Raw genomic sequence first — 19012 nt, 5'->3', positions numbered from 1 at the left:
GCGGTCGCGCCTCGGTGTCCAGGGGGTCGACGTACTCTGGTCTTCGTGCGATTGCAGAGACAGGTGGTGGATTACGCGCTTCGGCGGCGGTCCCTGCTGGCTGAGGTCTATTCGGGGCGCACCGGCGTCTCGGAGGTCTGTGACGCCAACCCGTACCTGCTGCGCGCGGCAAAGTTTCACGGCAAGCAGAGTTCGGTGATGTGTCCGATCTGCCGTAAAGAGCAGCTCACGCTGGTGTCGTGGGTTTTCGGTGATCATCTGGGCCCGGTATCGGGCTCGGCGCGCACCGCGGAGGAGCTGGTGATGTTGGCAACTCGTTACGACGAGTTCGCAGTCCATGTGGTTGAGGTATGCCGCACCTGCAGTTGGAATCATTTGGTCAAGTCATATGTCCTGGGCGCGCCTCGGCCGCCGAAGGCACGTGGCACTCGAGGCACGCGCAAGTCGGCGCGTACGGCCAGTGAATAGCGAAGGGCGCCACAGCCGGTCAGCCAATGACATCCGTAATGCGGCTGACCGCCTCGGTGCGCGCGAAAATCGGCCGCCTGCCCGGGAGAACCGGCCCCCGGCTCGCGAGAACGGGCCCACGGGGCGCGAGAACGGGCCCACGGGGCGGGAGAACGGTCCCACCGGACGTCCCCGCCCGGGAGTTCCGCCCGACGACCGGCTCACTGCCGTGTTGCCACCGGTGCGTGACGGCGGGCCCGCCCCGCTCGATGTCGTCAGGGCCGCGATGGACGGCACACCGCCGCCCAAGCCGTCGCCACCCAAGTCTCCGCCTCCGCCGCCGGGAGGCGGTCGTGGATCGGGCCCTTCGGGTCCGTCAGGGCCGGAGCCCGGGCCCACCCGGCAGTTCCACATCAACTGGAAGCTGGTCCGACGCCTCTCGATAGCCGCGGTGGCGGCGATGATCCTGCTTCCGATCGTGACGTTCGGTATGGCGTACATGATCGTCGACGTCCCGCAGCCCGGTGATATCCGCACCAACCAGGTGTCGACCATCCTGGCCAGCGATGGCAGTGAGATCGCGCGCATCGTGCCTCCCGAAGGCAACCGGGTGGACGTCACCATCGACCAGATTCCGGAACAGGTCCGCAACGCGGTGATGGCCGCAGAGGACCGTGATTTCTATTCCAATCCGGGCTTCTCGTTCACCGCGCTGTTGCGTGCGATCAAGAACAACCTGGTCGGCGGCGATCTGCAGGGCGGATCGACCATCACCCAGCAGTACGTCAAGAACGCGTTGGTGGGTGACGAGCGCTCGGGCATCGGCGGTCTGATCCGTAAGGCCAAGGAGCTTGTCATCTCCACCAAGATGGCCGGTGAATGGTCCAAAGACGCTGTGATGCAGGCGTATTTGAACATGATCTACTTCGGCCGCGGCTCGTACGGGATCGCGGCGGCGGCCAAGGCGTACTTCGACAAGCCCGTCGAACAGCTCAACGTCGCCGAGGGCGCACTGATGGCCGCGCTGATCCAGCGGCCCTCGACATTGGACCCCGCGGTCGATCCCGAAGGCGCCGCCGACCGGTGGAACTGGGTGCTCGACGGCATGGTGGACATGGGCGCACTCTCGGCCGAGGAGCGCGCCACACAGGTGTTCCCGCCGACCGTGCCGCCGGATCAGGCCCGCCAGCAGTTCCAGACCACCGGCCCGAACGGGCTGATCGAACGGCAGGTCACCAAGGAACTGCTGGATCTGTTCGACATCAGTGAGCAGGCGCTGAACACCGAGGGCCTGCAGGTCACCACGACGATCGACCCGCAGGCACAGCAAGCCGCGGAGACTGCGGTGTCCAAGTACATGGACGGCCAAGACCCGGATATGCGGACCGCAGTGGTGTCCGTCGATCCGCGTGACGGCGCGGTCAAGGCCTACTACGGCGGCTCGGATGCCAATGGCTTCGACTTCGCTCAGGCCGGTCTGCCGACGGGTTCGTCGTTCAAGGTGTTCGCGCTCGTCGCCGCCCTCCAGCAGGGCATCGGCCTTGGTTACCAGGTGGACAGCGGGCCGGTCACCGTCAACGGCATCAAGATCAGCAACGTCGAGGGTGAGGGGTGCGGCACCTGCTCGATCGCCGAGGCGCTCAAGCGGTCGCTCAACACCAGCTACTACCGACTGATGCTCAAACTGGAGAACGGTCCCGAGGACGTGGCCAAGGCCGCCCACGATGCGGGCGTGGCCGAGAGCTTCCCCGGCGTCGAGCACACGCTGTCCGAGGACGGCAAGGGCGGCCCGCCGAACAACGGCGTGGTGCTGGGCCAGTACCAGTCACGTGTGATCGACATGGCGTCGGCGTATGCCACGCTCGCGGCGTCGGGCGTCTATCACAAGCCGCATTTCGTGCAGAAGGTCGTGAACTCCTCGGGCCAGGTGCTGTTCGACGCCTCAAGCCAGGACAACGGCGAGCAGCGCATCGACAAGGCCGTCGCCGACAACGTCACCTCGGCGATGCAGCCGATCGCGGGTTGGTCCAAAGGACACAACCTGGCCGGCGGACGCGCCTCGGCCGCCAAGACCGGCACCAACCAGCTCGGCGATACCGGGGACAACCGCGACGCCTGGATGGTCGGATACACGCCCTCGCTTTCGACAGCGGTCTGGGTGGGTACCTCCGAAGGCGTGAAACCGTTGAAGAATTCGTGGGGGGGACCGGTCTACGGATCCGGTCTGCCGTCGGACATCTGGAAGGCCACCATGGACGGTGCGCTGGAAGGCACCGACAAGGAGACCTTCCCCAAGCCGACGGAAATCGGCGGCTATGCGGGTGTGCCGCAGGCCCCGGCTGCACCGCCGCCCGGGACTCTCCCGCCAGGGGGTCCGCAGCCGTCGGTGATGCCTTCGGAGACCGTGATCCAGCCGACCATCGAAGTGGCCCCGGGTATCACGATCCCGATCGGCCCTCCGACGACCGTGCCGATCGGACCGCCGCCGGGAGCCCCCGTCGTGCCCGGCGCGCCGGGCGTTCCGGTGCCACCGCCGCCTCCGTGACGGGCGAGGTATCGCCCGCTCCGCGGGCCGGGTTCGACTCGCCGGCTCCGTCGACCGGGCTGGATTCGCCGGCTCCGCCGGCAGGGCTGGATTCGCCGGCTCCGCCGGCAGAAGACCGGCGGAGCGCCGACAACCGCGACCTCCCCAGCCGCAACGACCGGCTCGCCGAGGCGCTGTCGCAGACGGTCGGCGGCCCCGTCGGCCGTCACGCGTTGATCGGCCGGTCGCGGTTCATGACGCCACTGCGCGTGATGTTCGTGATCGCCGTGGTGTTCCTTGCGTTGGGGTACACGTCCAAGGCCGCCTGTCTGCAGACGACCGGCAAGGGCACCGCTGGTGAGCGCGTGGCCAACTGGGAGAACAACCGGGCCTATTACGAGCTGTGTTATTCCGACACGGTTCCGCTCTACACCGCAGAGTTGTTGAACCTCGGCAAGTTTCCCTACAAGTCCAGTTGGGTCGAGAACGACGCGACCGGCAAGCCTCGCCTGCAATACGACGGCAGCCCGGCGATCCGCTACATGGAGTATCCGGTGCTCACCGGGCTCTACCAGTACGTGTCGATGTCGCTGGCCAAGACCTACACCGCGGTGACCAAGCTGGTGTCGGTTCCGGTCGTGGCAGAAGTGGTGATGTTCTTCAACATCTCGGCATTCGGTTTGGCGTTGGCCTGGCTGGCCACGATCTGGGCCACCGCACGAATGGCCGGCCGGCGGGTGTGGGATGCCGCGTTGGTGGCGGGTTCGCCCATCGTGATCTTCCAGGTTTTCACCAACTTCGATGCGCTGGCCACCGCCTCCGCGGCCGGCGCGATGCTGGCATGGGCTCGCCGAAAACCGGTGTGGGCGGGGGCATTGATCGGAATTGGCGTGGCGGCCAAGCTGTATCCGCTGCTGCTGTTCGTTCCGCTGGTGCTGCTCGGGCTGCGCACCGGGCGCCTGCGTGAGGTCGGCAAGACGGCGGTGTCGGCCGTGCTGGTATGGGTGGCGGTCAATCTGCCCATAATGTTGCTCTTCCCGCGTGGCTGGTCAGAGTTCTTCCGGCTCAACACCCGTCGCGGTGACGACATGGATTCGCTGTACAACGTGGTGAAGTCGTTCACCGATTGGCGCGGCTTCGATCCGGACCTCGGCTTCTGGCAGCCGCCGACGGTGCTCAACACGGTCACCGCGGTGTTGTTCGCGGCCTGCTGTATCGCGATCGGTTACATCGCATTGACTGCGCGGCAGCGGCCCAGGCTGGCGCAACTGGCGTTCCTGGTGGTGGCGGCCTTCTTGCTGACCAATAAGGTGTGGAGCCCGCAGTTTTCGCTGTGGCTGGTGCCCCTGGCCGTGCTGGCCCTGCCGCATCGACGAATTCTGTTGGCATGGATGACGATCGACGCTCTCGTCTGGGTGCCGCGCATGCTCTATCTGTACGGCGAGGCCAACAAGGGCCTGCCCGAACAGTGGTTCACCACCACTGTGTTGCTCCGCGACCTCGCGGTGATCGTGCTGTGTGCGTTGGTTATTCGACAGATTTATCGTCCGGAACTGGATCTGGTACGTCACGGCGGCCGCATCGACGATCCCACCGGCGGAGTCTTCGACGGGGCCCCTGATGATCCACCGCGTTGGCTGCCCGATTGGCTGCAGCCATCGGCGGACCGCGTCCGGATCGAGCCCAAGCCGGATCCCGAACCGGAGTTGGAGCCGGCCGGTCGACGTGGCGACTGAGACTGCGGGTGCATCGGTTCCTACGTCAGGGCGGCGAATTCTGTTCTCGCTCAACCCCTAGGTAGAAACCGCCGGTCCGGGGCGAGAGCGCTTGTGCTCAACGCGGATACGGTGGGTACGCCGGAGAAGGTTGATAGGCCTGGGCCGCCACCGGGTGTGGTTTGGCCGGCTTGGCCTGAATCCACCTTGCGGTCGACGGCAGCATCGCCAGCACGAGCGTCAAGGTCGGAAAGACGAGACCCACGATTATGGCCACGCTGAATCCGACGGGCTCACGGCTGGGATTGCCTGTGATACCGATAGCCATGTCGCAGAGGGCGGCGAGACCCGACAGGATGGCCACGGCGCATCCGCCGATGATGAGTCGGCGGCCGATCATCTTGCGGCGAAACAGCGCAATCGCACCGATGAAGAGCGCCAGTCCGACGGCGGCGCCGGCCAGACCAAAGACGGCACCCACGGCGTATTCATGGTCAGACCAGATGATGACCACCGACGTCACCACGTAGAACAAACCGACCAGGGCGCCCGGTAGCGCCAGGATGGCGGCGATGATCCCGGTCGCGCCACTGGGACCCTTGGGCAGGTTCGGCTGATACCCGGCCGGGTAGCCGGGCTGCGGATAGCCGGGGAAATGGCCGGGTTGCTGCGGCCACCCCGGGTGCTGGGGATAGCCCGGCTGTTGGGGGTAGCCGGGCGTATCCGTAAAGCCCTGGCCATAGGGGCCATTGGGAAAGGTCACAGATTCCCCCGAATTCTCGATGCCGACGCGTGAACCTGGTCCGAATTGCGAAGTACAACCCGGGCTTCCGGCGGTGGCCGGCAATAGGTAGCTGCGATCACATCGTATTGCGCTGGATCCACGCCGCTGTGGACGGGAGCAAGGCCAACACGAGCGTCACGATGGGCAGTATGAGGCTCACGATCGCGAGCCCGCTGGCGCCGGGCGCCCCGTAGCCGGCCGTCGTGGCCAAGCTCAGCCCGACGCTGATCAGACTGCCCACGATGATCAACACGCAGCCGCTGACGATGAGCCGGCGGCCAATCATCTTGCGCCGCAACAGCGCCACGGTGCCGGCCAGGAGAAGGATTCCGCAGACGACGCTCAGCAGAGTCGCCAGGACCGTCAGTGTGAGTGCCCCGGCAGACCTGAGCGCCAGCGTTCGCAGGCCCGCGTCACCGGCAAGTGCGGCAAGCCCGGTCACCCCGAGAATGCCGTTGCCGAGCGTCAGCAGCGCGCCGACCCCCGCCAGGAGAGCCGTGATGATCGCCGTGACCGCACTGGGCGACACCGCAACCGATGGTTGCAGCCCATCCGGTGGGGCTTCGGGATGTTCGAGCTCTTGGTCGCCACTTTGCTCCGGATCACTTGTCTCACCGGGTAAATTCGCGCCCTGGGGTCCGTGTGGAGAGGTCACTGCTGCTCCGATCCTGGGTGATTGGCGGCCCGCACAAAGACCTTCGCAGATCGGCCTGGATAGGGTGGGTAAAACTGGGGCACAACCGGATTCCGATTCGCCAGAATCCACCTGGTCGTCGACGGCAGCAGGACCAATCCGCTCAGCCCTGATAGGGCGGGTACTGCTGTGGCACGGGTGGATAGAACTGGGGCGCAACAGGACTCGGCTTGGCGTTGATCCATGCAGTTGTCGACGGCAGTAGGGCGAGAACGATCGTCGCGATGGGGAAGACGAGACCGAACAGTTGGAACAGGCCGCCACCGCCGTAAGTGCCGTAGGCCGAGGCCGCGGCGGCACCCACGCCGAAGCTGATCAGGCTACTCAGTATCGCCAGCGCGGACGCGGCGACAACCAGCCAGCGGCCGAGCATCTTCCGTTGGAACAATAAGACAGCTCCGGTGGCGATCGTCAGCCCGAACACAAAGTTGAACAGGACCACCAGGACCACCAGCGCGTACACCCCGCCGGAGATGTCGGAGGTGCTGCTCATGCCGCTTAATGCGGCCAGGCCGATAGCCGCGAACGCGCCGCCGACGAGGCCCGCCACAGCGCCCAACGCTGCGAGCACGGCGGCGATGGTTCCTGTGGTGCCACTGGGTTCAGCGGCTGACAAACCATAGGGTTGCTGGAAGCCGCCCTGCTGGGGGTAGCCCGAAGGGGGGAAACCCGGCTGCTGCGGGTAACCAGGCTGCTGGGAGTAGTCGGGCTGCTGGGGGTAGCCGGTCTGTTGGGGAAAGCCGGGCTGCGGCGGATATCCGGGCGGTTGCGGCTGTCCTGGTTGCCCTGGCAGCCCTTGCCCGTAAGGCCCGTACGGATAGTTCACGCATCCCCCTCGACTCCAGAACCAAGGAGCTCACCCTATACGGATTTCGCAGTTCAGCGCGCTTTCAGGTAGCCTGGGCCGGTTGCCGACGCAGGCGACCCTCCTGCCACGGAACACGCCGTGGCCGCAACGACCATAGGAGGTGATGGGTTCCACATGCGTCCATACGAAATCATGGTCATTCTCGACCCCACACTTGACGAGCGCACCGTAGCTCCGTCGCTGGAGACGTTCCTGAACGTCGTCCGCAAGGATGGCGGGACTGTCGAAAAGGTTGACATCTGGGGCCGCCGCCGGCTGGCCTACGAGATCGCCAAGCACGCCGAGGGCATCTACGCCATCGTCGACGTCAAGGCAGAACCGGCCACCGTGTCCGAGCTCGACCGTCAGCTGAACCTGAACGAGTCCGTGCTGCGGACCAAGGTGATGCGGACCGACAAGCACTAAAGGCTGTCAGTCGTCGGCGCAGCTACGTAGGCTTCGCGCAAACGGACATGCCTATCCCAGGAGGATCTCGTGGCGGGTGACACCACCATCACTGTTGTCGGAAACCTGACTGCCGACCCGGAACTGCGTTTCACGCCGTCCGGTGCGGCCGTCGCCAACTTCACCGTTGCATCGACACCGCGCATGTTCGACCGCCAGACCAACGAGTGGAAGGACGGCGAGGCGCTGTTCCTCCGGTGCAACATCTGGCGTGAGGCTGCCGAGAACGTGGCCGAGAGCCTGGTCCGAGGTTCGCGGGTGATCGTCACAGGCCGGCTCAAGCAACGTTCCTTCGAAACCCGTGAGGGCGAGAAGCGCACCGTTGTCGAGGTCGAGGTCGACGAGATCGGTCCGTCCCTCCGTTACGCCACGGCGAAGGTCAACAAGGCCAGCCGTAGTGGCGGTGGGGGGGGCGGCTTCGGCGGTGGCAGTGGTGGCGGCGGCGGTGCCGCGCGCCAGTCCGAGCCCAAAGACGATCCGTGGGGTAGTGCGCCGGCGTCCGGTTCCTTCAGCGGGGCCGACGACGAGCCGCCGTTCTGATCAACATCGAAAATTTTGCAAGGAAGAGATAACCAATGGCCAAGTCCACAAAGCGACGGCCGGCACCGGAAAAGCCGGTCAAGACTCGCAAGTGCGTGTTCTGCTCCAAGAAGGGTAAGGGGCAGATCATCGACTACAAGGACACCGCGCTGCTGCGCACCTACATCAGCGAGCGCGGCAAGATCCGTGCCCGTCGGGTGACCGGCAACTGCGTCCAGCATCAGCGCGATGTCGCCATCGCGGTGAAGAACGCCCGTGAGGTGGCTCTGCTGCCGTTCGGCTCGTCGACGCGCTAGCCAGGAACGGAGTACACACCATGAAGCTGATTCTCACCGCTGAGGTGGAACATCTGGGCGTCGCAGGCGACGTCGTCGAGGTCAAGGACGGCTACGGCCGTAACTACCTGTTGCCGCGCGGGCTGGCCATCGTGGCCACCCGTGGCGCCGAGCGCCAGGCCGACGAGATCCGTCGCGCCCGCGAGACCAAGGAGATCCGCGGCGTCGAGCACGCCAACGAGCTCAAGACCGCTCTGGAGAACCTGGGCGAGGTGTCGCTGCCGGTTCACGCCGCCGGTGACACCGGCAAGCTGTTCGGCTCGGTCACCGCTGCCGACGTCGTGTCCGTGATCAAGAAGGCCGGTGGGCCCAACTTGGACAAGCGCACGGTGCAGCTGCCCAAGGCGCACATCAAGTCGGTCGGCACGCATCCGGTCATCGTCCGGTTGCACACCGGGGTGGAAGCCAAGGTGTCGCTCAACGTCGTCGCGGAGTAATCCGGTCGCGGGAGTAATCCCGTAGCGGAGTAGTTCCGCCGGCATTCAATCGCCCGGGTGGAAGCCTGCAAAGGTTTCCACTCGGGCGTTTGCTGTATGTCTGGCGAACGCGCTGCGCAAAACTCTGGACAGCGAAGCACACCTGGTGTTAACCGGCGCGGTTCCGGCACGCAACACAACACGCCCGGGACGGCAACCCGGCACGACACGCCGAAGAACTTCCCATGCACAATCACTGACAGTCTCTATGGCACCCTGACCTGGGAAAACAACAGATTGTTCTGGAATGATCCACAGGTTCTCCCCAGAGGTTCAACACCGCGACCGAGACCTATCCCCATGCCATCCACAGGTTCATCAACAGGGGTGGTTTCGGGCGACGCCAGCAACGTCTACCGTGATGCGTCGCAGCGCCGTCACGAAGCTTTGTCGGAGCCCTGTTCTACAGTTGCAGTACCGATTCGAATAGATGTTCGAGCCCGTCGTGAGATGGGTTTCGGAAGGGGGTGGGGAGTCCGTGGCGGTGGTGGACGACCTGGGGCATCCGGATTCGCATATGGATGGCCCTCCGCCTGGGGAGGACTTCGGCCGGCAGCCGCCGCAGGACATGGCGGCCGAGCAGGCTGTCCTCGGCGGCATGCTGTTGAGCAAGGACGCGATCGCCGATGTGCTCGAGCGGTTGCGGCCCGGCGACTTCTACCGCCCGGCCCACCAGAACGTCTATGACGCGATCCTCGATTTGTACGGGCGCGGTGAGCCCGCGGACGCCGTCACCGTGGCCTCCGAACTCGATCGCCGGGGGCTGTTGCGCCGCATCGGCGGCGCCCCGTATCTGCACACCTTGATCTCAACAGTGCCGACGGCGGCCAACGCCGGTTTCTATGCCGCCATCGTCGCCGACAAGGCGATGCTGCGCCGGTTGGTGGAGGCGGGCACCCGGGTGGTGCAGTACGGCTACGCCGGGGCCGACGGTGCGGATGTCAGCGATGTGGTCGACCGCGCGCAGGCCGAGATCTACGACGTCACCGAACGTCGCGCCTCGGAGGACTTCGTCCCGCTCGAGGACCTGCTGCAGCCCACGATGGACGAGATCGACGCGATCGCCTCGCAGGGCGGCATCTCCCGCGGCGTGCCCACCGGTTTCACCGAACTCGACGAGATCACCAATGGGCTGCATGCCGGGCAGATGATCATCATCGCGGCGCGTCCAGGCGTGGGGAAAAGCACTCTGGGACTTGACTTTATGCGGTCCTGCTCGATCAAGCACCGGATGGCCAGCGTCATCTTCTCGCTGGAAATGAGCAAGTCCGAGATCGTCATGCGACTGCTCTCGGCCGAGGCGAAAATCAAACTGGGCGATATGCGTTCGGGTCGGATGAGCGATGACGACTGGACCAAGCTGGCCCGCCGGATGAGCGAGATCAGCGAGGCGCCGCTCTACATCGACGATTCGCCGAACCTGACCATGATGGAGATCCGGGCAAAAGGTCGACGGCTCGCCCAAAAGGCGGATCTGAAACTGGTGGTCGTTGACTATATGCAGCTGATGAGTTCGGGTAAGAAATACGAATCACGTCAGCAAGAAGTGTCAGATTTTTCGCGTAGCCTCAAATTGATGGCAAAAGAACTAAATGTTCCGGTGGTAGCAATTAGCCAGCTTAACCGTGGTCCGGAACAGCGCACAGATAAACGTCCGCAAGTCTCTGACCTGCGCGAATCCGGATCACTCGAGCAAGATGCGGACATGGTCATGCTGTTGCACAGGCCTGATGCAATCGATCGTGAAGACCCGCGCGGTGGTGAAGCCGATATTATTCTGGGTAAGCACCGCAACGGCCCGACGGCGAATATCACTGTGGCGCACCAGCTTCACTTCTCGCGGTTTACGAATATGGCGCGCTAGATGCAGCCCGTAGATTGTCCTTCCTGACGTCATGTGTGACAGGGCAGTGAGATTCGACCGCGCGATTCAGGGCGCGGGTTGAAGATCGTGGTGATGCGCCCGAGTGCTTCTCTACGACGTGAAGAGTTCGTCGAGATGCTGATCGATTGCGGCGAGAGCCTCCCCGGGATTGATGACCTCCAGGTCGAGAAGGGGTGTCAGGCCGGTCAACGCAAGGACGCGGTCGGTCTCGGTGTCGGCGTCGCGATCGCGGGCGATCTTTCCCTCAGTGATCGCTTGGGTGATGAGTGCTTTGACCTGTTCCCGTCCCTGACGTAAGCCCTCGCGCGTGCGATCGCGAATCGTGTTGTCGTGCAGTGCTTCGAGAACGTAGGCGGCATTCATTCGGCTCGTCGCGCGCGCATCTGCGTGCAGCGGCAGCATTTCGACGAGTGTCAACCGCAGGACGTCTCGAGGGTGCGGCGCCGCGCCGAGCTCCTGCAGGCCACGGGCCACGCGCTGAGCAGTCTGTTCGGCGGCGAAGTCCATCGCGAACGAAAGCAGCTCCTGACGACTCGCGAAGTAGTGCTGGAGCTGTCCGTGTGACATCTCGGCCTCTGTCGCCACCTCGCGCAGACTCAGACGCAAGACTCCGCGTTGATCCACCACACGCCAGAGAGCGCGGGCGATCGTTTCGCGACGCTCCTGGTGATCGACCTGTTTCGGCATTTGTCTCCCTTTCGTTGTTCCAATACAGACGTAATAATACACATGGATTGTTAACGCCGGGCCGCGTTCGGGGCAGCTTCACTGACGCCGACGCGTGTCCGGCGATGGACGTCGCGGTTCGCAGCGGCCGCCGGCTCGTGAGATGTGCGTCAGGATGTACGGCGTGTCGAAGAGGGACTGGGCGGGTCGCACATGAGTTCCGCTGAACGGGCGTGGCGGGGTAGTGGCTACTACGCGACGTACGGCGGCCGTGAGTATCGCGCGTGGTTGCTCCGTGAGGGCCGTGTGCGTCTGTTCTCCAACGATGAGCCGCTCCCCGCAGGATTTGAGCCATCGCGGAGGCAGCGGGCAAGGGGCGAACGGCTGATGCCGATGGATGAGGTCGAGCGGCTCGTCAAGGTGCGCACGACATGCCAGTGGCGTGGGCACCCTTTCGAAATCGGCTCGGACACCGCTGGTACCGCGTTCGTCACCTACCTGGGTGTGAACTTCGACGAGGTGTGCGGGCTGCCGGGAATGTCGCGGCCCGACAAGTACGAGGTGATGGGCGAGGTCCCGGTGTCGGAGCTGAGCGACATAGAGGAGCAGTCAGAAGACGTGTCCTGATCGACAACGCCATCCCGCGGGGTAGACATCGCCTTGGTCAGTTCGTAGCCTGTCCGGGAGATATCCAGCCGGGCCATGAGCGGTCCTTGCAGTGAAGGACCGTGACAATCCGAATGACCGGGGTGCGCCGCTTGCTGGGGCGAACGGCGTGCGGTTCAGTGGCCGCGGTCCTGGTGCTCGCGACGGCGACAGCCGGCGTGCAGGCGGAGCCTGCGGCTGACGCGATGGCCGAGCTCAACGAGCTGTCCCGTCAGGCGGTTCAGACTCGCGAGTCCGTGACAGCTGCCCAACGCGATGTCGACGCCAGGCTGGCCGAACAGACGGCGGCGGCAGACCGCCATCGCGTCGACCAGGAGGCGCTCGACGTCGCGAACACCCAGCTTCAGCCCCATCAGGCCGCCGTCAACCGGGTGGCCGCGATGACCTATATGAGTGGACGCACCGGTGATGTGGCGGCGATGCTGACCGCAGGTTCTCCGCAACAGCTGATCGATCAGCTGTCGATCCAGCGGGCGGTCGCCGATGGGGCAGCGGGCCAGCTGGAGGCCTATCGATCGGCACGTGAGCGGGCGGCCGAGGCTGCCGCGGCGTCGGAGAAATCGGCCGCTGATGCCCGCGTCGCGGCCGAGCGTGCGGAGTCGGTGCGCGCAGACCTGCAGGCCAAGTGGCGCGAATTGCTGCGGCAGATCGCCGACGCCGAAGCGCAGTACGGAGCGTTGACACCACAACAGCAGGCCGTGGTCGACAACGCGAGCGCGCCCGCTCTGTCAGAACCGTCCCTCGCGGCGGCTCGGGCAGACATCCCCGAGGCGCTGCCCGTCGGCGTCGCGAACGAGGCAGGGTTGCAGCCCAACACCGTCCTGGCCGCCCGGGCCGTGAGCGCACGGTTTCCCCAGATCGCCGACATCGATGGAGTCCGGCCGGATTCGAAGCCGTGGCACCCCAACGGTCTGGCGATCGACATCATGATTCCCAATCCCGAAAGCCCCGAGGGCATCGCGCTCGGCGACGAGATTCTCGCGTTCGCGATGAGCAACGCGGCCCGTTTGGGGTTACAGGATGTGATCTGGCGCGGCACCTATTACACGCCGTCCGGCCCACAGGCATCGGGTTACGGCCACTACGACCACGTGCACATCACCACGACACCTCGCCACTGACCGACCGCCCCGCGAAGCGCTAGACGTGACCGCCGGGGAACATCGTCTTGACTGCCTGGGTGACGGTGTTGCGAGCCGAGGCTCCGTCGCCGGGTTCCAGAGAGCCGATCGCCATGACGTAGCGGCGTTCGGGTCCGATCGCGCCGGTGGACACGTGCAACTGGTTGCCGCCGTTCCAGCAGCAGAACCAGCCCTGCTTGACCGCGACCGCCTCGGCATAGAGTCCGTCGGGGATGCCGAAGCGCTGCGGGTATCCGTCGGTTCCCGTCGGCGTGGATTGCGCGAGGTTGTTCATGATCACCTCGGCCTGCTCGGCCGGCAGCCCACCGCTGCCGTCCAACAGCATGTCGTAGTAACGGACCAGATCGCTTGCGGTGCTTTGCGTGACGTCCCAGTGTCCGTTGTAGGGCGCGGTGGTACCCGTCAACCCGTACCGCGCCACGATGCGTGAGATGACGGCGTTGCCGCCGCTGCGGTCCCAGAAGCTCTGGGCCGCACCGTCATCGGAGGAGCGCAGCATGACGTCGAGCGACTTGCGGTCGGCCGCAGACAGTTTCGTCTCGCCCTTCGACTCCTGCAGCAGCAGGTCGTCGGCGATGAACAGCTTCACCACCGAGGCGATCGGGAAGGGTTTGTTGGCGCCGTTGGAGACGACCTGGCCGGTGTCGCGGTCCAGTGCGACGATCTCGATGTCGGCCCCGGACTTGGCCGCGTCGGCGGTGGCTTGACGGGTGCGGGCATCGAGTCCCTCGAATGCCGCCGGCGGCGGGGCCGCGGGCAGCGCGGGAAACGAGGCAGGCGGGTTCTCGGGGGCCGGAGGCGTGCTCCACGCCTGGGCCTCACAACCGTTCACGAGCAGCGCCACAGAGACGATTGCCATTCTCGTCACCGCTCGATTCAACAGCCGCCCACGCATGAGTCTCCTTCGAGTAGATCCCGGACCAGGGAGCAGGTTCACGCTGCGCTCACCGGCCATCACAGCCTAAACGGCGCGATTCGGCTGGGTCATCCGCAAGGTAACGCCCCCTGCCCGGTGGTCGATAATCGGAGCATGACTGCGTTCCGCCTTGCCGGCATTCTCGGCATCGTGGTGACGGCCCCCTGGTACTGGACGGCCGCGGCCCACGCCGAGGGCTCCGCGCAACTCGACCGCGTTCCGGTGGTGGCGTCCCCGACGTGTGCCGGAAGCGTCAGTGCCGAGGCTCAGGTGACGCCGGTACAGGTCGACGATCGTGTCGAGGACGGCGTGCGTGTTGCGATCCACTACGACGCCGGCATCTACGACGGTTCGTGTGCACTCACCGTGACAGCCGCGTGGGTGAATCTCGATACCGGCGCCTCGGGGCGGGGTGACATCACCGCCGTATCGACGATCGACGGGCACTACGGGTTCATCGGCTACGCCAACAGCACATTCGAGACAGGCAGCGGCACCGTGGTGGTCACGCTCAGTTCGCATCCGGGCGCCGAGATGCGGGTCACGGCCGCCTGATGTGGTTCAGCCCCTCACGGATGTAGGTTCCACTGGCCGCAATCCTGGGCCAGGGCGTCGTTGACGTCGACGCGGATGCCGCCGACCACCGGTCCCGGATTCGAGGCGGTATCGATGATCCGCTGGTACATCACTGCGGCCGGGTGGACCTGACCGCCTGACCAGGATCGGGTCTGCCATGCCCACGCGCGGCCGGGCGTGCTCGACCTCCCGATCACACCATCGGCAATCGCCCACTGGCACGGCCTGATACCGGCGTAGATACCGGTGCGCTGCACCCCGATCACGGAGTTGATTCCCCGAAACCACGGCAGTGCGAGGGAATTCCACGTGTTCCGGTCGATGTCGTCGTCGACGCTGAAGAAGATCGGTGCGGTCTTGCCGCCACCGGCGGCGGTGTGCAGCTGCCAGGCGGTGCGCGCGTCGGCGATGCCACCGGCGTAACCGCGCGTGAAGTCCGACGGTGCGGTCCCGCCCGGCTTGCCGTACTGGTAGTTGCTGACGATAGCCAGCCCGGCGGCGTTCAATTCCCGGGCGTAGGGCAGCGTGATCGGCTTGGCGCCGAACGTCGAGCCGGGCCGTGACGTCGAGACGTAGTTGATCACCCCGGCGTGACCGGCCGCCCGGATGTCCCGGGCCGGTATCTGACGCGCGGCGAAGTCGATCAGGGTGGGCGCGGCGGCCGACGCCGTGGGTGCGCCAAGACCTGCCGCCGCACCCAGTCCGGCCATTGCCGACACCGCGGCGGCATAGCGCAGCGCGTCACGCCGGGAAACCTGCACGGCGCGATGTTAACAAAGTGACGGCAGTTAACAGTGTGACCGCGCCGCAACTGATACCAGGATGTATCCGATCGGTCGTGCATGGCCGAGGCATGATGTCGGTAGCGCTGCGGTGTACCGGCATGCGTATTGAACGAACCCGTAACAACGTCAACGAAAGGACGCCTGGTGCGGTACCGCGATCAGCCCACTGTGGAAGTGACACAGGTTGTGCCATGCGATGCCGACGTCGCATGGCGCTACGTCACGGACATCGAACTGCCGGTGCGTAACTCGGCTGAACTCAAGCACGTCGAGTGGCTTGACGGTGCCGATCACATCGAGGTCGGGGCGCGCTTCCGCGGGTATAACCGGCACGACGCCTTCGGCGAATGGCAAACCGTCTGCGAAGTCGCCGAAGTGGAGCCCGGTCGCCGCTGGACCTGGAACGTCCACGGTGCCGAAGGTATCACCGCCACATGGGGTTTCGAAGTCGAGCCGTCCAGCCAGGGCGCCATCGTGCGTCAGTGGGCGAGGATGGGCCCGGGGCCTTCGGGACTGACCCCCGCGATTCTTGCCATGCCGGAAAAGGAAGGCAGAATCGTCGCCCGCCGACTTGAGGAATGGCAGCAGAACATGCGTACCAACCTTGCGTGGCTCGCCGAACAACTCGGAGCCAAGGAGTCGTCGTGAAGATCGGCGTGGTCATCGAACCCCGGATGCCGGGAGCCGGGAGTTTCGCAGCCGAAGCCGAACAGCTTGGCGTGGACTCCCTGTGGGTGCCCGAAGTGTGGGGATACGACGCCCTCACCGGACTGGCCTACCTGGCCGCCCGCACCGACCGGATCGGCCTGGGCACCTTCGTGGTCCAGCTCGGCTCGCGCAGCCCCGCCCTGTTGGCCACCTCAGCCCTGAGCCTGCAGGAACTATCGCAGGGCCGATTCATGCTCGGTGTCGGAACCTCGGGCCCACGGGTCATGGAGGGTTGGCACGGTGTCCCATTCCGTAAGCCTGTTCAAACCACCCGCGAGACAATCGAAATCCTCCGCATCGTCAGCCGCGGCGAGCGGCTGGAACATCAGGGTGAGGTCTATCCCCTGCCGCTGCCCGACAGCAGCGGGGCCGCGCTCAAGCCACTCGTGGCCCCCCGCCACGTCCCCGTGTACATCGCCGCCATGGGCCCGAAGAACCTTCGGTTGACCGGGGAAGTCGCCGACGGCTGGCTCGGTAACGCCTTCATCCCCGAAGCGGCCGAAGTGTTCCTCGGCCCGCTGCGGGAGGGCGCCACCGCTGCCGGCCGCACGTTAGGCGACCTCGATCTCGTCGCGCCGGTCGCTGTCGAACTCCACAGTGACGCCGAGGCTGCCGAAGCCGCTGCCCGCCGCCACGCAGACGGCTACGCGTTCACCATCGGCGCCATGGGAGCACGCGGGCGCAACTTCTACAACGACGCGTTCAACCGTCTGGGCTATGAACGTGACGTCGCTCGTGTCATCGAACTCTGGCAAGCAGAGCGGCGAGAAGAAGCGCGCGCCGCCGTCCCCATCGACTTGGGCCGCCTCACCAACCTTCTGGGCACCCCAGAGGCCATCGCCGAACGTGTTGCGGCGTACCGCAATGCGTCCATCACCACGCTGCTGGTCAAACTCGATGGCGATTACCGCCAGCAGCTCGCCACGCTGGGACAACTGATGTCGATCGTGTAAGCCGCGGATTTACGCGCGTTTGGGCGCGCAGGTAGGGCCACGCTCGCAATGACAACTCGGCTCATGACGCGTTCCGAGCACCGTGAGAGAGAGCGCGGTGAAAAAGCCAGCCATAGAATCTGACCGAAAACCAACGCGGCATGAGGTACTTGCCCATGAGGTCCATGAAATTGTTTGTGGCACCAGGGATGACGTGGGCACGCTTGCCTAAGCTGTTCAGCGAAGTGCGGGCCACCTGCGACGGCGCCATCACCGACACCCCGCGCATGTCGATTCCTGCCTTTTGATGGCCCTGCGTTTGCGTCGGTCCGGGGGAAACGACGAGAACGTCGACGCCATCCTTTTTCAGTTCGTAATTCAATGCCCGGCCGAGGGATAAGACGTACGCCTTGACCGCGGCGTAGTTGGCCAGATACGGCACGGGGCTGGCTGCGATCGTCGAGGACACCAGAATGATGCCGCCGCGGCGTCGCCGCGCGAAGTCCTGTCCGAAGCGGTGCGCCATCTGTAGGGGAACTGCACCGTCGAGGGTGAGAACGTTGAGCTCCTCGGCTGATGAATGGTCGAGCATTCGCCCCGTGGAGGAAATGCCCGCGTTCGCGACGACGATCCCCACGTCCAGATCGTTGACCTGGCGCCATAATTCGTCGACGGCACCCTCGTTGAGGAGGTCGAGCGCGATGACTTCGTTCGTGGTGCCGTGCAAACGGGAGAGCTCGTCGGCCAACGCCTTTAGTTGGTTCTGGCGGCGTGCCACCAGGATGACGTTGACGCCCGCGGCAGCCAGCTGGCGTGCGAATTCCTCTCCTATACCTGAGGACGCCCCGGTTACGACCGCGTACTGACCATATGCGGTGCGAAGATCCTTCATTTCAATTCCTGTCTAGACGGTGGGCCAACTGGTTGTCCACATCGACTTGGTCCCGGCGAGCGGATCCGCAACCCAGCTCAGCTGATGACACCAAGTGCCATCACACTACAGTGCGATGGCACTTGGTGTCATTCGCTGTCGCGCCGTCCTAAGGTGTGGGGATGAGTCGGTGGGAGCCCAACGCTCCAGAGCGGCTGGTAGAAGCCGCGATGGAGTTGTTCGTCGAGCGGGGGTACGACAGCGTGACCGTGACGGAAATCGCGCAGCGGGCGGGATTGACCAAGAGGACCTACTTCCGTCATTTCGCTGACAAGCGCGAGATCCTGTTCGGCGCCCAAGAAGCGCACCGCCGATTGTTCGCCGACGCGATCGCCGATGCGCCCGCCACCGCCACGCCGCTGGAAGCGATCGGTGCGGGGATGGCGGCATTCGCTGCTGAGTTCGGAGAAGAGAGGCGGGACTTCCTCGCCAAACGCCAGGCCATCATTGCCGTCAACTCCGATCTGCAGGAGCGCGAACTGCTGAAAAGAGCCACACTCACCGGCGAGATGGCAGAGGTCCTCGGCCAGCGCGGTGTGAAAGAGCCGACCGCCGGCCTGGCCGCCGAGGTCGGCGCGCTCGCCCTCAGCGCTGCCTACCTCCGCTGGCTCGAGCCGGCAAATCGTCGCACACTCTCCAAGCTTGCCGAACAGTCTCTGCGCGAATTGAGTGCGGCGATCGCGGCTTTACGCTGAGTGTCAAGGGCGTATCGGTCAACTTCGTTGGCAGCAGTGGAGATGACCTGGCCTTTAGGCCAGGATCGGGTCTATCATGCCCACGCGCGGCCGGGCGTCCGCCGATGTGATGTCCGTTCGAAAGCGCACCGTCAAGACAACAGGAAGAACGCCATGCCAACAGCGGCCAGCAACACCGCTGCGGCAACCAATGCCAGGGCGACGGCCGCCCAACGGTTGTTCTTGGCCCAGATCCGTATCGACGGCACTGTGATGTAGATATGTGGTTCCGCGCTGACCATCG

22 protein-coding genes are annotated in these 19012 nt (G+C 65.1%); 14 read left to right on the top strand and 8 right to left on the bottom strand.

Annotation, left to right across the window (positions count from 1 at the left end; genetic code table 11):
• The first annotated feature begins 45 nt into the window (after positions 1 to 45).
• From QQ25_RS00500 to QQ25_RS00490, 3 genes are all read left to right on the top strand, one after another.
• Entirely contained in the window at positions 46 to 468 is a 423-nt protein-coding gene (locus tag QQ25_RS00500) for a DUF5318 domain-containing protein (protein WP_036443617.1), read from the top strand.
• Complete coding sequence (locus QQ25_RS00495) at positions 461 to 2992, top strand: transglycosylase domain-containing protein (RefSeq protein ID WP_308205424.1); 2532 nt, start codon at positions 461 to 463, stop codon at positions 2990 to 2992. Before QQ25_RS00500 ends, QQ25_RS00495 begins: the two co-directional genes overlap by 8 nt.
• 86 nt (positions 2993 to 3078) lie before the next feature.
• Complete coding sequence (locus QQ25_RS00490; RefSeq protein ID WP_039376769.1) at positions 3079 to 4707, top strand: glycosyltransferase family 87 protein; 1629 nt, start codon at positions 3079 to 3081, stop codon at positions 4705 to 4707.
• A 97-nt stretch (positions 4708 to 4804) separates the two neighbouring features.
• On the opposite strand, the gene QQ25_RS00485 is transcribed toward QQ25_RS00490, so the two are convergent.
• The 3 genes from QQ25_RS00485 to QQ25_RS31160 form a co-directional block, all read right to left on the bottom strand.
• Positions 4805 to 5449, bottom strand: a complete 645-nt coding sequence (locus tag QQ25_RS00485; RefSeq protein WP_052235534.1) for a hypothetical protein — start codon at positions 5447 to 5449, stop codon at positions 4805 to 4807.
• Between the two features lie 97 nt (positions 5450 to 5546).
• Positions 5547 to 6125 carry a hypothetical protein gene (locus tag QQ25_RS00480; RefSeq protein WP_131546049.1) on the bottom strand — a complete coding sequence of 193 codons (579 nt, stop codon included), beginning with the start codon at positions 6123 to 6125 and terminating at the stop codon, positions 5547 to 5549.
• Between the two features lie 142 nt (positions 6126 to 6267).
• A complete protein-coding gene (locus QQ25_RS31160; RefSeq protein WP_201774188.1) occupies positions 6268 to 6990 on the bottom strand; it encodes a hypothetical protein in 723 nt (240 codons plus the stop codon).
• A gap of 156 nt (positions 6991 to 7146) precedes the next feature.
• Here QQ25_RS31160 and rpsF point away from each other — a divergent pair, with 156 nt between their 5' ends.
• From rpsF to dnaB, 5 genes are all read left to right on the top strand, one after another.
• Entirely contained in the window at positions 7147 to 7437 is a 291-nt protein-coding gene (gene rpsF / locus QQ25_RS00470; RefSeq protein WP_039326612.1) for a 30S ribosomal protein S6, read from the top strand.
• A gap of 69 nt (positions 7438 to 7506) precedes the next feature.
• Complete coding sequence (locus tag QQ25_RS00465) at positions 7507 to 8016, top strand: single-stranded DNA-binding protein (RefSeq protein WP_039376553.1); 510 nt, start codon at positions 7507 to 7509, stop codon at positions 8014 to 8016.
• A gap of 35 nt (positions 8017 to 8051) precedes the next feature.
• Positions 8052 to 8312, top strand: coding sequence for a 30S ribosomal protein S18 (gene rpsR / locus QQ25_RS00460; RefSeq protein ID WP_029109238.1), 261 nt, complete (start codon positions 8052 to 8054; stop codon positions 8310 to 8312).
• Between the two features lie 20 nt (positions 8313 to 8332).
• On the top strand, positions 8333 to 8788 hold the full coding sequence (gene rplI / locus QQ25_RS00455; protein WP_039326610.1) for a 50S ribosomal protein L9: 456 nt from the start codon (positions 8333 to 8335) through the stop codon (positions 8786 to 8788).
• 517 nt (positions 8789 to 9305) lie between these two features.
• The gene (gene dnaB / locus QQ25_RS00450; RefSeq protein ID WP_039327306.1) at positions 9306 to 10691 is read left to right on the top strand and encodes a replicative DNA helicase; all 1386 of its coding nucleotides are present in this window, start codon (positions 9306 to 9308) and stop codon (positions 10689 to 10691) included.
• Positions 10692 to 10802: 111 nt separating this feature from the next.
• Here dnaB and QQ25_RS00445 read toward each other — a convergent pair whose 3' ends face one another.
• Entirely contained in the window at positions 10803 to 11399 is a 597-nt protein-coding gene (locus QQ25_RS00445; RefSeq protein WP_039326608.1) for a TetR/AcrR family transcriptional regulator, read from the bottom strand.
• A 366-nt stretch (positions 11400 to 11765) separates the two neighbouring features.
• Between QQ25_RS00445 and QQ25_RS30760 the strand changes: the two genes are divergently transcribed.
• Together QQ25_RS30760 and QQ25_RS00435 are read left to right on the top strand one after the other, a co-directional pair.
• The gene (locus QQ25_RS30760) at positions 11766 to 12005 is read left to right on the top strand and encodes a hypothetical protein (RefSeq protein ID WP_131546047.1); all 240 of its coding nucleotides are present in this window, start codon (positions 11766 to 11768) and stop codon (positions 12003 to 12005) included.
• Positions 12006 to 12118: 113 nt separating this feature from the next.
• On the top strand, positions 12119 to 13165 hold the full coding sequence (locus tag QQ25_RS00435) for a coiled-coil domain-containing protein (protein WP_039376551.1): 1047 nt from the start codon (positions 12119 to 12121) through the stop codon (positions 13163 to 13165).
• A 19-nt stretch (positions 13166 to 13184) separates the two neighbouring features.
• Here QQ25_RS00435 and QQ25_RS00430 read toward each other — a convergent pair whose 3' ends face one another.
• Entirely contained in the window at positions 13185 to 14081 is an 897-nt protein-coding gene (locus tag QQ25_RS00430) for a serine hydrolase (RefSeq protein ID WP_039326604.1), read from the bottom strand.
• 135 nt (positions 14082 to 14216) lie between these two features.
• Here QQ25_RS00430 and QQ25_RS00425 point away from each other — a divergent pair, with 135 nt between their 5' ends.
• Complete coding sequence (locus QQ25_RS00425; protein ID WP_039326602.1) at positions 14217 to 14657, top strand: hypothetical protein; 441 nt, start codon at positions 14217 to 14219, stop codon at positions 14655 to 14657.
• A gap of 14 nt (positions 14658 to 14671) precedes the next feature.
• Here QQ25_RS00425 and QQ25_RS00420 read toward each other — a convergent pair whose 3' ends face one another.
• Positions 14672 to 15388 carry a DUF1906 domain-containing protein gene (locus tag QQ25_RS00420; RefSeq protein WP_101906538.1) on the bottom strand — a complete coding sequence of 239 codons (717 nt, stop codon included), beginning with the start codon at positions 15386 to 15388 and terminating at the stop codon, positions 14672 to 14674.
• Positions 15389 to 15607: 219 nt separating this feature from the next.
• Here QQ25_RS00420 and QQ25_RS00415 point away from each other — a divergent pair, with 219 nt between their 5' ends.
• Both QQ25_RS00415 and QQ25_RS00410 read left to right on the top strand, forming a co-directional pair.
• Complete coding sequence (locus tag QQ25_RS00415; RefSeq protein WP_039376549.1) at positions 15608 to 16111, top strand: SRPBCC family protein; 504 nt, start codon at positions 15608 to 15610, stop codon at positions 16109 to 16111.
• Entirely contained in the window at positions 16108 to 17124 is a 1017-nt protein-coding gene (locus tag QQ25_RS00410; RefSeq protein ID WP_039376548.1) for an LLM class flavin-dependent oxidoreductase, read from the top strand. Before QQ25_RS00415 ends, QQ25_RS00410 begins: the two co-directional genes overlap by 4 nt.
• 61 nt (positions 17125 to 17185) lie before the next feature.
• Here QQ25_RS00410 and QQ25_RS00405 read toward each other — a convergent pair whose 3' ends face one another.
• Positions 17186 to 17995 carry an SDR family NAD(P)-dependent oxidoreductase gene (locus QQ25_RS00405; protein WP_039376546.1) on the bottom strand — a complete coding sequence of 270 codons (810 nt, stop codon included), beginning with the start codon at positions 17993 to 17995 and terminating at the stop codon, positions 17186 to 17188.
• Positions 17996 to 18156: 161 nt separating this feature from the next.
• On the opposite strand from QQ25_RS00405, the gene QQ25_RS00400 reads away from it, so the two are divergent.
• Positions 18157 to 18729 carry a TetR/AcrR family transcriptional regulator gene (locus QQ25_RS00400; RefSeq protein WP_039376543.1) on the top strand — a complete coding sequence of 191 codons (573 nt, stop codon included), beginning with the start codon at positions 18157 to 18159 and terminating at the stop codon, positions 18727 to 18729.
• Positions 18730 to 18860: 131 nt separating this feature from the next.
• Here the strand turns inward: QQ25_RS00400 and QQ25_RS30890 are convergent, their stop codons facing one another.
• A complete protein-coding gene (locus tag QQ25_RS30890; RefSeq protein WP_157847778.1) occupies positions 18861 to 19010 on the bottom strand; it encodes a hypothetical protein in 150 nt (49 codons plus the stop codon).
• Positions 19011 to 19012 lie beyond the last annotated feature (2 nt).

The organism is Mycolicibacterium setense, from assembly GCF_000805385.1.
Lineage (GTDB): Bacteria > Actinomycetota > Actinomycetes > Mycobacteriales > Mycobacteriaceae > Mycobacterium > Mycobacterium setense.
This window is presented reverse-complemented; position numbering and strand designations above follow the sequence as displayed.